At 35.7% G+C, this 14,032-nt stretch carries 13 protein-coding genes; 6 read left to right on the forward strand and 7 right to left on the reverse strand.

The genetic code is table 11. The annotated features are described in order from the left end of the window. Nucleotides 1-30: 30 nt before the first annotated feature. Nucleotides 31-1,176: a SpoIID/LytB domain-containing protein gene (locus H5968_RS17220; protein WP_187040935.1), complete on the reverse strand. Its 1,146-nt coding sequence runs from the start codon at nt 1,174-1,176 to the stop codon at nt 31-33. A gap of 130 nt (nt 1,177-1,306) precedes the next feature. On the opposite strand from H5968_RS17220, the gene H5968_RS17225 reads away from it, so the two are divergent. Then, nucleotides 1,307-1,450, forward strand: coding sequence for a hypothetical protein (locus H5968_RS17225; RefSeq protein ID WP_187040936.1), 144 nt, complete (start codon nt 1,307-1,309; stop codon nt 1,448-1,450). Here the strand turns inward: H5968_RS17225 and H5968_RS17230 are convergent. Next, the gene (locus tag H5968_RS17230; RefSeq protein ID WP_187040937.1) at nt 1,428-3,674 is read right to left on the reverse strand and encodes a polysaccharide biosynthesis tyrosine autokinase; all 2,247 of its coding nucleotides are present in this window, start codon (nt 3,672-3,674) and stop codon (nt 1,428-1,430) included. The two genes, H5968_RS17225 and H5968_RS17230, sit on opposite strands and share 23 nt — an antisense overlap. Nucleotides 3,675-4,659: 985 nt before the next feature. On the opposite strand from H5968_RS17230, the gene H5968_RS17235 reads away from it, so the two are divergent. The 3 genes from H5968_RS17235 to hppD all read left to right on the forward strand — a co-directional run bounded on the left by H5968_RS17235 (nt 4,660) and on the right by hppD (nt 8,479). Further along, the gene (locus H5968_RS17235) at nt 4,660-6,441 is read left to right on the forward strand and encodes a 4Fe-4S binding protein (RefSeq protein WP_187040938.1); all 1,782 of its coding nucleotides are present in this window, start codon (nt 4,660-4,662) and stop codon (nt 6,439-6,441) included. A 133-nt stretch (nt 6,442-6,574) separates the two neighbouring features. Continuing rightward, nucleotides 6,575-7,279 (forward strand): SDR family oxidoreductase, encoded by a 705-nt coding sequence (locus H5968_RS17240; protein ID WP_187040939.1) that lies wholly within the window; start codon nt 6,575-6,577, stop codon nt 7,277-7,279. Between the two features lie 144 nt (nt 7,280-7,423). Beyond that, on the forward strand, nt 7,424-8,479 hold the full coding sequence (gene hppD, locus H5968_RS17245; RefSeq protein WP_187040940.1) for a 4-hydroxyphenylpyruvate dioxygenase: 1,056 nt from the start codon (nt 7,424-7,426) through the stop codon (nt 8,477-8,479). Here the strand turns inward: hppD and H5968_RS17250 are convergent. Continuing rightward, a complete protein-coding gene (locus H5968_RS17250) occupies nt 8,448-8,594 on the reverse strand; it encodes a hypothetical protein (RefSeq protein WP_187040941.1) in 147 nt (48 codons plus the stop codon). The genes hppD and H5968_RS17250 overlap by 32 nt on opposite strands. Before the next feature lie 142 nt (nt 8,595-8,736). On the opposite strand from H5968_RS17250, the gene H5968_RS17255 reads away from it, so the two are divergent. Next, entirely contained in the window at nt 8,737-9,432 is a 696-nt protein-coding gene (locus tag H5968_RS17255) for an HAD family hydrolase (RefSeq protein WP_187040942.1), read from the forward strand. A 110-nt stretch (nt 9,433-9,542) separates the two neighbouring features. Here the strand turns inward: H5968_RS17255 and H5968_RS17260 are convergent, their stop codons facing one another. The 3 genes from H5968_RS17260 to H5968_RS17270 all read right to left on the reverse strand — a co-directional run bounded on the left by H5968_RS17260 (nt 9,543) and on the right by H5968_RS17270 (nt 11,266). Further along, on the reverse strand, nt 9,543-9,995 hold the full coding sequence (locus tag H5968_RS17260; protein WP_187040943.1) for a DUF29 domain-containing protein: 453 nt from the start codon (nt 9,993-9,995) through the stop codon (nt 9,543-9,545). Between the two features lie 193 nt (nt 9,996-10,188). Next, the gene (locus H5968_RS17265; RefSeq protein WP_187040944.1) at nt 10,189-10,554 is read right to left on the reverse strand and encodes a hypothetical protein; all 366 of its coding nucleotides are present in this window, start codon (nt 10,552-10,554) and stop codon (nt 10,189-10,191) included. Between the two features lie 310 nt (nt 10,555-10,864). Beyond that, nucleotides 10,865-11,266, reverse strand: a complete 402-nt coding sequence (locus H5968_RS17270; RefSeq protein WP_187040945.1) for a fasciclin domain-containing protein — start codon at nt 11,264-11,266, stop codon at nt 10,865-10,867. Between the two features lie 121 nt (nt 11,267-11,387). Here H5968_RS17270 and H5968_RS17275 point away from each other — a divergent pair, with 121 nt between their 5' ends. Continuing rightward, on the forward strand, nt 11,388-12,332 hold the full coding sequence (locus H5968_RS17275) for a putative 2-dehydropantoate 2-reductase (protein ID WP_187040946.1): 945 nt from the start codon (nt 11,388-11,390) through the stop codon (nt 12,330-12,332). A 121-nt stretch (nt 12,333-12,453) separates the two neighbouring features. On the opposite strand, the gene H5968_RS17280 is transcribed toward H5968_RS17275, so the two are convergent. Continuing rightward, complete coding sequence (locus H5968_RS17280) at nt 12,454-13,995, reverse strand: NAD(P)/FAD-dependent oxidoreductase (RefSeq protein WP_187040947.1); 1,542 nt, start codon at nt 13,993-13,995, stop codon at nt 12,454-12,456. Nucleotides 13,996-14,032 lie beyond the last annotated feature (37 nt).

Consider the following 14,032-nt stretch of genomic DNA (forward strand, 5'->3'; position numbering starts at 1 on the left):
GTCCCCAGTCCCCAGTCCCCAGTCCCCAGACTACTTAGCTTGAATAGGAGTTAAAGCTACACCTTTGTAATAATGTCCTAAAATTTGCAGGTGGTTTGCTCCCTGTTTAGCTAGGTTGTATGCTCCCCATTGACTCATACCTAAACCATGTCCAAAACCTAATCCTTGGAGGGTGAAGTTACCATTTGCGTCTTTGTTGAGGGTGAAACGGGTACTTCTCAGTTTTAGTGCGGTGCGGACTGCTTCACCTTTGAGGACTTTTGTACCTTGATCTCCCACAATTCTTAAAGTTTTAACGCTGCGGAAAGGAGACAGAGATTCAATCATCATATCTCTGACGTTACCGACTCCAGAAATGCGAGAGCTAATTTCTTCTGGGGTGAAGGTTCTGCTCCAGTTGCATTCTTTGATGTTTTGATCGAAGTCTTGGACAGCGCGTAAATAAGGAAGGGGGTTTCCCCAAACGTCTTCTACGTTTTCGGTGTGTCCACCAGAACAGGCATGAAATACTGAAAGAATAATGCGGTTGTCGTAGGTGAGGACTTGACCTGCTGTACTATCTACTGCTGCGTAGGTGTTGCGAGATTCGCTGCTGACACCTTTGTAAATTTGCCAGCGGTCGGGGGTATCTCCTAAGTCAAAAATGGGGTTGTTGCGTTGTTGTTCTCGTTTGTAAAGGGCATAGGTACGGGCAGCGATCGCTTGGGCTTTTAAAGCTTCTTGCGGCCAGCTAGAGTTCATTTCTCCACCGATGACGCTGTAGAGATATTCTTCTAAGTCTACCCAGTTAACAGCGGTTAAGCCGTTTTCGGTGGGGATAACCAAAGTTCTACCGCGAAACCAGCGATCGCCTATATAAACAAATCCTTTATCTGTAGGTTCAATCCAAAATAAACCAGATTGCCATTTATCTAAGCCTACTCCTCCGGGAACTGCTTGGGCTGCATAAGCACTCATTCCTGGTAGTTGTCCCAGGGTACGGCCAGAACTATCTTTAACTATTGCTGTCGTGGAAGCACCAACTTTAACTTGATTTACTCCCTTTTCAATGGCTACGCGCAGGATTACAGATGCTTGAGCAGGAGCAACTAAAATAAACCATAACAGGATTCCTATCCACCAATGTTTTCCTTGAATTTGGGAAAATAAAGCGCCTAAATAAAGTTGGATTTTCATGCTGACCGTTGAATCACAAGCCTCTACCAGTTTAAAAGATATTTTTCCTTGTGAGAAAGTTGCGACTTCAACTTGAGGAGATCAAGGAGTCGTAGGGGCGAAGCATTCGGAAAATAACCTGTGATAAAAATTGATAATTTATCCCCCGAATGCTTCGCCCTTACAGGAGATCAAGGAGTCAGGAGATCAAGGAGTCAGGAGTCAGGGAGAAATTATTTGTATTTTCCCAGTCACCAGTCACCAGTCACCAGTCACCAGTCACCTGAATTATTGACTTCATTGGCAACAATACCAATTAAATTTAACTGACTCAAAATTTCTGTTGTTTGCATTAGTTGATGTGGTGTTAATTGCCCGATGCGTCCGACGATGACAATACCATTAGAAACAGAGGCGATAATTCTCGCATCAACACTATCTAAAATAGAAGAAGTATCTATTAAAACTAGATCATAGATTTTTTCAAAAGACTCTATTAATTCTTTAAATCTTTCTGAACTGAGGAGATTCACTACATTATCTGGTTTTGGTCCTGCGGTTAAAACATCAATTGATGGGTGAATAGGTTGAATATAATTTTGAAATTGTGTCTTGATGTCATCCAGCAATAATAAAGATAAACCCCAATCATTAGAGATTCCCAAAATTTTGTGTAAGCTGGGCGATCGCAAATTAGCATCAATGACTAATACCCGTTGGTGCATATTCGCTGCACTCGCTCCCAACCCTAAAGTTAAGGTTGTTTTCCCTTCTCCTGGTAGTGCAGAAGTCAACATCAAGGATTTAAAAGGTAAGGAATTTTTCAAGATTTGCAGATTTTGGTAAATCATATCCAGGGTTTCATGGCTGGATAATTTACTTTTGTTTTCTGTATTTATGTTTTCTGTATTTATGTTTTCTGTAATTACCGATGCTTGTTTTTCTTGCTTCTGTCTCAATATTTCTTTCAATCTGCTTTTTAAACTAGGTTTACCCAATCTTGGCACAGAACCAAGTAATCTGATATTTGTTAGTTTTTGTAAATGTAAAGGTGAAAAAATTACCTTGTTAAACATTTCCCAAATTAAGGCTACAATCACACCTAAAATTGGTCCAGTTACGATTCCACCAATAATCAATAACCATTTTTTCGTACCAATATAAATACCTACTGCTGGTTCTTCCAAAATTTCCCACTCAAATCCGCTTTGAGCAATTTTCAATCCTAATGATTGTTGGAATTGTACCATTTGTTCAAGTGTTTGGCGTTGGATTTTGACATCTGATAGCAAACGATTATATTCTGATATAAGGCTGGGATATGTATTTAACTGTGTGCGAATTTCTTGTTCAGATTTAACTAAGTTATTTTCTTTATTAATGAGTGAATTTCGTTGTTTACTCAACCCGGCTAACTCCTCAAATAATTTGTTATCAACAGTTAATAAATTTTCTGTATTTTGATCAGTATTAGTAGCTGTATTTTGCAATTGTTCTTGTAATAATGCCATCTGAAGTTGGCGTTTTTCCTTCAGTCTGATCACCACTGGAGAATTATCGGTGTAGCGCAAACGCTCCTGAGCTAAATTAGTTTCTGTTTTTCTAAGTTCATTGACTAAAGCTTCATAGTTACTGGAACGATTTAAACTAGCAGTTAACTGTGCATTCTTTTGGGAAGATGCTAATTTTTGTTCTAGATTTTTGTAGCGATTTTCTACAGTTTCGAGTTGTAAACGGTTATTTTGTCGTTGTTTCTGAATATCAGCCAGAGATTCTAACAATATTTTACTTTGTATTTGTGGATCAATTACATTATGTTTCCGGCGAAAAAATGCTAATCTTTTTTCAGCCGCTAATGTCTCGTTCTGTAACCTTGGTAATCGGTTATTAACAAAGGCTAAACCTTGATCAACACGCTGATTTTTTTGTTCAATATTATAGTCTTCATAAACTTTTTGCAGAGCTTGTAATACTCTTTGGCTTTTGACAGGATCGGGGTCTTTAAATGAAACGATAAATACTTGATTATTAACCCCATTAGATGATAATTTTTCTTCTGCGGGTTTGATTTGCAAATATCCAGTTTTGCCAGTATCACTGTTACCTTTGATATCTTCTAAGGTAATATTGGGATAATCAGCACGTAGTAAATCAACTGCTTTTTGTACTAGCTTAGAACTCAGCATTAATTTCATCTGCTGGGTATATTCTCCAGATGAATTATCAGAATTATTTAACTGACTGGTTGCATCTATTTGGCTCTGTGTTTGGCTCTGTATTTGGCTCTGAGTTGATCGTAATTCTTGATCCAAATCATCAGTTATCATGATTTGCATAGAACTCTGGTACATCGGTTTTGTGATGACAGCCAAAAGACTTGTAACTGATATTACTGCACAGGAAACCCCCAAAATTAAAAAGCGTCTGTAAAACAAAATTGTAGCTATTTGTCTAAGATCAAATACGCTTTGTTTAGAGGTAGTAATTACTTGTTTACGATTGAGATGACTTGTAGCCACTAGAAAATTCCTCTACTATGAAAATAATATATCTGGAAGATAATGATGAGAGCAAATTTTGAGATCAAACTTTGAGATATTTTTCCTTGGAGATAATTGATACTCAAAGTTATTTCTTACATCAATAAGAGTTATTCTTTCCATGTTGATGAAGTGGAGCATCCCAAATGTGTAAATTTATTTTTATCTAGGGAAATAAAATGCTCCAAGTCTTGATATAATTGAACTGCAAAGGACGCAAAGGACACAAAGGTAAGAAATTGTGAGAGATTTTTTAGTGTTGCTGCGTTTATTTTGTCAAAATTGGGATGCTCCCGATGAACTACTTGACAGAACATATCCTACATAGCTCTTAGATAATAAATTCATCCCGATATATGTCCAGTCAGCACTATGATAGTAAATTTATTCATAAGAATTTTAAATATTTAATGAAGGATAAATAGGAAATATATTAAGTATGAAAAATATTCAGGACGATAAGTGATCTAACTTTAAAAAAACATTAAATAAACCTAAGAGGATGTTTGAAAAGTAGTATATTGTGATTCTAATCACATTGCTACCCCCTCCTCCCTTGTAAAAGGGGGAAACAATAAAAATCCAGTTCCCTCCCCTTGACAAGGGGAGGGTTAGGGAGGGGTCAAAATATTTGATACACCATGAAAGACTTTTCAAACAACCTCTAACCAACCCCTAACCCCAACCTATTACCTACCCCTCCCTTACTTTTCAGACTGACAGATCCGACTTTTCCGACTGAGAGATCCGACTTTTCCGACTCCAGAGGTAACACTAGATAGCTATTATCAGCATATAAGAAGTAGTACCTCATAGAAAAAACTATGCTTATAGCTGTATCAATGATTATTATTTCTATTAAAAAACTAGAAAATTAAAGATTTTTTCAAAGATTTGTTCCCTGTTCCCCGTTACCTGTTGTTTTTACCCAATAGTAATTTAGCATAACAAGTACCGAATAATCATGTTTAATCGTATATCTGAAACTCTAATACACAAGATCCGCTGGGTATTAACTATCCTATGGCTAGGATTAATTGCATCTTTTGTATATGATCCTTTATCTTCAATATTGACTAAACCTGAAAATACTTGGAGTCCTTTGAGATTGTCCAATACTTGTATTCAAGTACAAGATAAATGCCTCTCACAACAGCCTTATCCTCTGGGAACAACCTTATTTTGGGGAGCAATTATTCCTATTTCTATTTTCATTTTACTAGTGTTCGGACATGAAATGTGGCGAAGAATTTGCCCCCTATCTTTTTTATCACAAATTCCCCGCTCTTTAGGTTGGCAGCGTCAAATCAAACGAGAAGATCCTAAAACTGGCAAAATACGTTATGAGTTAGTAAAAATTAAGCCTGATTCATGGTTAGGAAAAAATTATTCCTATGTACAATTTGCATGGCTGTTTGTAGGGTTATGTGGTCGTATTTTATTTTTTAATGCAGATCGTTTAATGTTAACATTATGGATATTATTTACCATTGCATTCGCTATTACTGTGGGTTATTTATATAGTGGTAAGTCTTGGTGTAACTACTTTTGTCCCATGGCTACAGTGCAAAGGATTTATAGTGAACCTGCTGGATTATTTAGCAGTCAGGCTCATACAAGCGAGGAATTAATTACTCAATCAATGTGCCGTACTACATTACCAGATGGTAAAGAAAAAAGTGCTTGTGTAGCTTGTCAAAATCCTTGTATTGATATTGATTCTGAAAAAACTTATTGGGCTGATTTAAAACTTCCAGAATCATCGTTTTTACGCTACGGCTATGTTGGTTTAGTTATTGGTTATTTTGTTTATTACTATCTGTATGCTGGTAATTGGGATTATTACTTTTCTGGTATTTGGGCAAGAGAAACCGATCAACTTGCATCACTGTTTGCACCGGGATTTTATCTGTTAGGAACAACAGTTAATATACCTAAAATAGTTGCAGTGCCGATGACTCTTGGAGGATTTACAGCCCTGGGCTACGGGTGGGGAAAAGTAATAGAAAAGAAAGCAAAAGCTTATAGTCTGCGTCATCATCTTCATCTTTCTATTGATACTATCAGACATCGAATTTTTACCATTTGCACCTTTGGCATTTTCAACTTCTTTTTTATTTTTGCTGGTCTTCCTCTCATTATATTATTGCCATTATGGATACAATATTTATACGATATATTATTAGTTATTTTGAGTACAATGTGGCTATACAAAACTTGGAAACGTACCCCGGATATTTACTCCAGAGAAAGTGTTGCGAATCGTTTACGCAAGCAACTAGAAAAACTAGATATCAATTTGCCCAAATATTTAGATGGACGTTCTATTAAGGAATTAAATACTCATGAAATATATGTATTAGCCAAGGTATTACCAAGTTTCACAAAAAACAAACTCTATCATGCATACAAAGGTGTGGCACGGGAATTTTTAGTAGAAGGAAAGATGAAATACTCTGAAGGTTTAGAAGTATTACAAAAAATGGCTCAAGAGTTGGAAATTTCAGAGGATGAACACTGGGAAATTCTCAATCAGTTGGGTGTGGAAAACGTAGAAATTATCAATTCTCCTCTGGAAATAAAAAATGTAGAAAATGATGAGCTATTGCAAAAACTGCAAGATTTGACTCAGGGATTGCAAAAACATTTCGATAAAATCCTTTATGTACCAACCAAGTATACTGGTTTTGTACTAGTAAAAGATAGTTTGCAGAAATTAAGGCGATCCCAGGAAAAAGAAAAATGAGAAATATGAAATATAAAGTTTTTATTTAGATCCCGGACTTTTTAAAGAAGTCGGGATCTATGCAATAACCCCGACTGACCCATGACTAGTGCTATAGTATATAAAGAAATGTAAAGAGATTATCAATACTGTCATGCAGGATAAAGTTATTGTCGTCGTTGGTGCTACTGGTGGTATTGGTTCAGCCTTAGTTCGTCAACTTGCACCCACTGGGGCTAAGTTGGTACTAGCTGCTAGAAATGCCTTGAATTTAGCAACATTAGCTAGTGAGTTATCAGGGGAAGTGCTGACAGTGCCGACAGATATTACACAACCGGAACAAGTGGAAGCATTGATACAAGCAACTGTGGCGCAGTTCGGTAAAATTGATGTTTTGGTAAATGCGGCTGGTTTAGGTATTCTCAAGGCATACAACAATATAGAATCAGGGGAATTAGATAAAATTCTGGACTTAAATTTAAAAGGTTGTTTTTATACCTCTCAAGCTGCTGCTAAGGAAATGCAAAAACGCAAATCTGGCCATATTTGTAATATAGTCGGGATTTTAGGTAAACATTCCATGCCGATGGCTGCGGCTTATTCTGCTTCTAAGTTTGGGGTTGTGGGTTTTAGTAAGTGTATGGCGGAAGAACTTAAACGTTTTGGTGTCAAGTTTACTTTGTTTTATTTTGGTGGTGTAGATTCTCCTTTCTGGGACAATGTAAGTTTAAAAGTAGATAGAAGTAAAATGTTAAGTTGTGAAACGGCGGCTAATGCTGTTTTCTATGCTTTATCGGCTGAACCTCAAGCTGTGCCAATGGAAATTAATATTCAGCCTGATAGTCATTTATTTTTCTAAGAGCTTTTTTCAGGTAAATGAATCATACTTAAAGACAAGTTCCGCGCAAAGGTGCAGAGGTGCAAAGTCGTAAAGAGAAACTTAGTTTTATTGCTGGTGTGTTTCATTTACTTGATCACTGTTAACTGATAATTGATAACTGATATGCTGCAAATTGATCACGTTCACTTCTATGTAGAAGATGCCCACACTTGGCGCGATTGGTTTGTCAAATATCTGGGTTTTCAAAGAGTAGTTAATTCATTTTTTTCAAGTTATGAAAATCAGGGAAGTTCATTACACACTCTGACTGAAGTTGTGAAAAATGGTGATGTCTATTTTTTACTTTCTTCACCTCTTTTACCCTGTAGCCCTGTAGCGGAATATTTACGTTTTCATCCTCCTGGTGTGGTTGATGTGGCTTTTGTGGTGGAAGATTTAAAGGCAGTTACGGCAAAGGCTACTGCTAATGGTGCTACACTTGTACAACCTGTTGAAAATGGTGTATTTTTTAAATATGCAAAAATTTCCGGTTGGGGTAAATTAAGTCATTCATTAATTGAAAGAAATATTGAGAAAACAATTATTGAACAGGATGGTTTTATAGGTATAGATCATGTAGTTTTAAATGTGGAAGTCGGGGATTTACAAACTGCTGTTAAATGGTATCAGAATATTCTTGATTTTCAACCCCAACAAAGTTTTAATATTCAAACTGATTTTTCTGGTTTGCATAGTCAGGTGATGATTTCTGCTAATGGTAAGGTACAATTACCAATTAATGAACCTGCTTCTGCTAATTCCCAAATCCAGGAATTTTTAGAATTTAATCGTGGTTCTGGTGTGCAACATATTGCTTTACATACTCGAAATTTAATTGATGCGATCGCTCGTTTTCGTGCTGCTGGTTTATCTTTTCTCTCTGTTCCCAAAAGCTATTATTTACAATTACAACAACGTTTAGAATTGCCTTTATCACCTGAAGAATTACAGGCGATCGCCCAACAAGAAATTTTGGTAGACTCTCAACAAGATGCACCTTTAGAAGCGTTACTGTTACAGATTTTCACCCAACCAATTTTTAAAGTACCCACTTTTTTCTTGGAATTTATTGAACGTCGTTCTCAAGCTGCTGGTTTTGGTGAAGGTAATTTTCGCGCTTTATTTACTGCTATGGAAAGCGAACAAATTAAACGGGGGTTTGTAAAAGGTGACAGGTGATTGGTGATTGGTGACTGGTGACTGGTGACTGGTGACTGGTGACTGGTGACTGGTGACTGGTGACTGGTGACTGGTGACTGGTGACTGGGTAATCAATTTTATGTTTCCCTATCAACTATCAACTGTCAACTATCAACTGTCAACTGTCAACTATCAACTATCAACTATCAACTATCAACTATCAACTATCAACTATCAACTATCAACTATCACCAATTCCTGAGATAATGATGAAAAAATTACCATGAACAAAACTGATGCTGAGACTGATTACAGATTTTGATGGTCCAATCATGGACGTTTCCGAAAGGTACTATCAAGTTTATCAACTTTGTCTGGAAAAAACCAAATATCCTGATCAACAGGTAAGAGAACTTTCTAAAGCGGAATTTTGGCAACTCAAGCGATCGCACATTCCTGAAAAAGAAGTTGCTTTAAAATCGGGTTTAAATGCAGAACAAGCGGAGGAATTTGCAAAAATTCGTAAGCAAACTGTACACACTCAACCCTATTTTCAATATGATGTTCTCGTTCCTGGTGCGTTAGATGCTTTAACCAAAGTGCAACAAGCAGGAGTTGATTTAGTTGTCATGACTATGCGCCGAGTGCGAGAATTAGATTATGCTTTTGATAAGTATAATTTAGGGCAATTCTTCCCAGAAAATAGACGTTATTGTTTAAGTAACGATTATGTAAAAACCCGTGATATTGAAGATAAACCACTGTTAATGGCCAAAGCTATTAAAGAACTTCCCCCCGTTTCTAAAACTTGGATGGTGGGAGACACAGAAGCAGATATTACAGCAGCTAAAAAACACGGTGTGAAGATGATAGGTGTAGAAAGTGGAATCCGCGATCGCACTCAATTACAATCTTATCAACCTGATTTAATTGTTGCCAATTTACAAGCTGCTGTAGATTTTATTTTCTCAGAAATGAAGCTTGGAAATTAGTTTTTAATTAGTTTTTAATTAGTTTTTAATTCACAAAGCGATAGCTACCCAAAAGGTGGCGATCGCCATCAATTTAAGACTCAATTTAAGACTCAACTTACAACTCAATTTTAAGGTAGGAAATCTGCATTTAGAACGTCCAATAAAGAGAAAGGTGAATCTTCAGGAAATAGTTCTGAAGGTAGTTCATATTTCCTCAAAGTATCATTTCTCGCATCTTGATAACATTCTAAAAATACATCATTTAATATAGATTTCAAACTAGGACTATCTGCCAAACTATAAGCTATTTGTCTTCTTTGTTCCACAACAGTATTACGCCAAAATCTAGCATTATAATCTTTTTCTTCTGTCCAATATTGCAGTTTTAATAAATGTTCTATTAGGACTATTAGGCGAGTTTTTAATTCTTTCTTTTCTCTCCTTCCCATACTATCAATTTCTTCAATCAAATTCTCAATATCTAATCGTTCTAGCTTTCCTTCACTTAACAATTTGACTGTAGTTTGTATCCACAAGTAAAAATCTTGTTCATATAATTTTTTCGTGGTCTCAGTCAGCATATAAATTTCTCCTGACTTTATCTGATATTAATTACATTATACAATATACAATAAATTCTTAAATAAACATAAGTAAATTTTCAATAATTTATCGCTCTCTCACATCTTCCAAATCAGGCATAGGAAAGAGCAAAATTATCTAAGTCAAAAATTTATTCAAAAATCTATTCAAAAATCCCAGATAATGAATAAATCAATCAATTAAATTTTTATAGACTTCCAGTTTTATAGACTTCCAGAAATAACCCAATTTTAAAGCATTACTGCGCCAGATAATAGCAATTAAATTAGTCAACAAACAAGTAATTGCTAAACCTAGTAAAATAAAAGTTGGTAACATCACCACACCAATCATAAACCAAGTATAGACGTGGAATATCATCACCAAAGCAAACATACTTGCAAAACCAGCAGCTTGCCATATTTGCAATTTAGGACGGTTTAAGAATGTGAGGATAATTGTTAACAAAGTAGCCAAAATATTTGCAGGTACGAGAAATGCACATATACCAGCACAGTTGGCACGGGAAAATTCAGCTAAAGTGTTGAAATCGAGCATTAATTTGAACTTATGATGATAGGGTTAGCTTATGTTGAAAATTTTGATTACCAGTTAAATTACCAGTGAAACATTTATTTATTAATTTAGTGGTCTTAATTTACCTTAGCGCAATAGTGAGTAATCACCTGAATTATTTTACATAATTTAAAGAATTAACCAAAAAACAACCTAGTCATAGATACTTATAAAGTAGGGACAATTCATGAATTGTCCCTACCATAATTTTCACCCGATGTCTATTAAATTAAACATTCTGACTACTTTACGGGCAACCACAGGGGGTTTGCCCCTACTGACTCCTGAATATTTAACCCATCAAAATTACAGTATCTAAAACGTGAATGATACCATTATCAGCCTCAATATCTGCTGCTAAAACCGTGGCATTTTTCACTTCAAAACCATCTTCACAATTAATTTTAATGGGTGAACCTTCCACAGAAGTCACAGTACCCAGTTTAGCTAAATCCGCTTTAGTGAACTTTCCCGGAACGACATGATAAGTTAAAATTCTGGTTAACTGGGGAATATTCTGTACTAAAGTGGTAATTGTACCAGGTGGTAACTTAGCAAAAGCATCATCATTAGGTGCAAACACAGTAAAAGGACCTGGACTTTTTAAAGTTTCCACCAAACTCGCAGCTTTCACAGCAGCTACCAAAGTTTGAAAACCATCATTACTAACTGCAATATCAACAATATCAGCCATTCATGTCACCTCATATCTGTTGAAGGTTATACAAAATAGTAAATCATGTTTAAGTTTTATTACGTTAAAATCCTGGTAAAATAACAACTTATGATTGTTGTAAGATTCCTTTATAGATAAAATGGGTAATTTAAGTTACGCAATTGTAGGAACAGGTGCATTAGGCGGTTTTTACGGTGGTAAACTCCAAAAAGCTGGTAATGAAGTCCACTTTTTAGTTAATAGTGACTATCAACAAGTTAAGCAAAATGGTTTATTGATCCAGTCTAAAGACGGTGACTTTCGTTTACCCCAAGTGCAAGTTTACAATCAAGTCGAGAAAATGCCTAGCTGCGATGTGGTAATTGTGTCAATAAAAACCACTCAAAACCATATACTAACAAAGATATTACCACCATTAGTTAAAGATGATAGCATAGTTTTAGTATTACAAAATGGTTTAAGCATAGAAACAGAAATTGCCCAAATTGTCAGCAACGTTAATATTATAGGCGGTTTATGTTTTCTGTGTTCTAACAAAATTGCCCCAGGACATATACATCATTTAGACTATGGAAAAATTACCTTGGGTGAATATGCGACTAATTATAATGCTGTAGGAATTACAGAGAGAATGAAAGCAATTTCTCAAGACTTTAAAAATGCTGGAATTGAAATAGAATTAACAGAAGATTTATTATTAGGACGTTGGAAAAAATTGATGTGGAATATTCCCTATAATGGTTTATCGGTCATTTTGGATGCCACAACAGATGAACTAATGGCGGATATGTACACTCGGACATTAGTTGAACAATTGATGAAGGAAGTACAATTAGGGGCAAAAAGTACAGGGCGGATAATTCCTGACAGTTTTATTCAAACAATGTTAGATTATACTGTGAAAATGAAACCCTACCGCACCAGCATGAAAATTGATTTTGATGAAAATCGTCCTTTGGAAGTAGAAGCAATATTTGGCAACCCATTAAGAATAGCAGCAGAACATGATGTGAGTTTACCGTTGATTCGTTGTTTATATCAACAATTGAAATTTTTGGATAATAGAAATATAGGTGACAGGTGACAGGTGACAGGTGACAGGTGACAGTAAGAAGGAAATATCTCGTTCCCAGTTTCTAACTGGGAATGTGTTCAAAGAGGCTCTGTTTATGTTATAACTTAGTTTCTCTCCTAAAAATAATAACTTATTCAAAATAATCTCCACCAGAACCAAACTTCCAAGCATCTACCCAACGATGATAATAATATTGTTGATCTGAAGGCAGATTTTTAATTATTGGTTCTAAGATAGAACTGAGAGAAAATAAAAGAGTAAATATAAATAAATTCCCATAATGTAATATCCAATCAAATAAACTTAATAAACCAACTTGAGGAATAATCTTAGCAACCAAGACAGGATGAGAGAAACCTGTTTTTAACAAAGTTTGAGTTAAAGCAGAAAACTGTACCACATCTTGTAAAAAAGGCTTTAAAACCGGATTTCCTAATTTTTCCATTTCTGCAAATACAGATGATAGAAGTTGGTTAATTTGTTGGGGAGGAATTTGTTGATTTACACCCACACTCATAGCTTTTTGAAATAACCAAGTTACACTCAAACTCGGTTGATATGGTTGCAGGAGTTTTAAAGATTTAGATGATAATTGATTGGTTTTTAATGCTTCCTCAATGCCAAAAGTTAACCGTTGTAAATGACGAATCATAGCACCAAAACCGCCAAAACTCAAAGGTGATTGATTTCCGCTACTATCACCCACTGGTAAAATACGATCCCAAAGAGTTTGTAAAGGACTTTCACGGTAACTGGGAAAGAAACCAAACAACGCCCGTTTAAAATTTAATTGACTAATTTCCACACCTTGATACTCTGGTAAAAGGCGAAAATATTCCTCAAATAAATCTTCTAAACTCAAGCGTTGGGGTGCTGCATCCATATAGGTAAATAAATAAGTTGTTCTTCCATCCTTAGCGGGAAAAGCTTCCCAAAAATATTGACATTGATTTTGTAAAGGAGTGAAAGATAACAACAAATCCCCTGAATCATTTTTCGGAAAACCTTCTGCACAACTTCCCACCACTAAACAAAGTGCATCTGGTTTTTTTCCTTGACGTGCTTGTTTACTAATAGGTGAAAGATGTCCCATTGCATCAAGTAATAATCTCGCTTTAAATTGGTTATTGACTATTACCCCATCGGGATGAACCACCGCTTCATTAAAAGGAGTATTTTCAAATAAAATTCCTCCCACCGATAGAAACCGATTTTTTAAAGTTGCGAGAAGATAAACAGGATCAACACCAATATTTAAAACATCTTCTACCCAAACTTCTGTACCACCAGAAAAACTCACTCTTGCGGGGTTGTATTCAGTGACAATAGTTGTTTCTAATTCTGCTTCTGTTAATAAGTCTAATTCTCTAAATACTGATAATTCTTTGCGAGAAATATTCCATTCCTGTTCTCTTCCTTGTAAAATTCCTCTTTCTAATAATGCTACCCGCACACCGCGCACAGCTAAAGCGCAACCTATTAAAATTCCTAATGTTCCACCGCAGATAATTACATCCCAGTCTACAGAATTTAAAGGTGTGGAGTTTTGTTTAACTACTTCTGTGAATGTTTGGTTATCGCTTCGCAAAGATGTTAAAATTTGGTCGGTGCGCCGTAAACCATTTAATACATTTCCGGGGAGTTGAGAAAGAATTTCTTCTGTTAAAGTCATAATCATTAATTTTGTTTGATTTAGGATTTTCAGGATT

Source organism: Sphaerospermopsis sp. LEGE 00249, assembly GCF_014299995.1.
GTDB lineage: Bacteria > Cyanobacteriota > Cyanobacteriia > Cyanobacteriales > Nostocaceae > Sphaerospermopsis > Sphaerospermopsis kisseleviana.

Excerpts from the sequence above, each read along its gene's own strand:
- H5968_RS17240 (WP_187040939.1), top strand. The coding sequence starts at position 6,575 with ATGCAGGATAAAGTTATTGTCGTCGTTGGTGCTACTGGTGGTATTGGT.
- H5968_RS17270 (WP_187040945.1), bottom strand. The coding sequence starts at position 11,266 with ATGGCTGATATTGTTGATATTGCAGTTAGTAATGATGGTTTTCAAACT.
- H5968_RS17220 (WP_187040935.1), bottom strand. The coding sequence starts at position 1,176 with ATGAAAATCCAACTTTATTTAGGCGCTTTATTTTCCCAAATTCAAGGA.
- hppD (WP_187040940.1), top strand. The coding sequence starts at position 7,424 with ATGCTGCAAATTGATCACGTTCACTTCTATGTAGAAGATGCCCACACT.
- H5968_RS17255 (WP_187040942.1), top strand. The coding sequence starts at position 8,737 with ATGCTGAGACTGATTACAGATTTTGATGGTCCAATCATGGACGTTTCC.
- H5968_RS17280 (WP_187040947.1), bottom strand. The coding sequence starts at position 13,995 with ATGACTTTAACAGAAGAAATTCTTTCTCAACTCCCCGGAAATGTATTA.
- H5968_RS17265 (WP_187040944.1), bottom strand. The coding sequence starts at position 10,554 with ATGCTCGATTTCAACACTTTAGCTGAATTTTCCCGTGCCAACTGTGCT.
- H5968_RS17235 (WP_187040938.1), top strand. The coding sequence starts at position 4,660 with ATGTTTAATCGTATATCTGAAACTCTAATACACAAGATCCGCTGGGTA.
- H5968_RS17260 (WP_187040943.1), bottom strand. The coding sequence starts at position 9,995 with ATGCTGACTGAGACCACGAAAAAATTATATGAACAAGATTTTTACTTG.
- H5968_RS17275 (WP_187040946.1), top strand. The coding sequence starts at position 11,388 with ATGGGTAATTTAAGTTACGCAATTGTAGGAACAGGTGCATTAGGCGGT.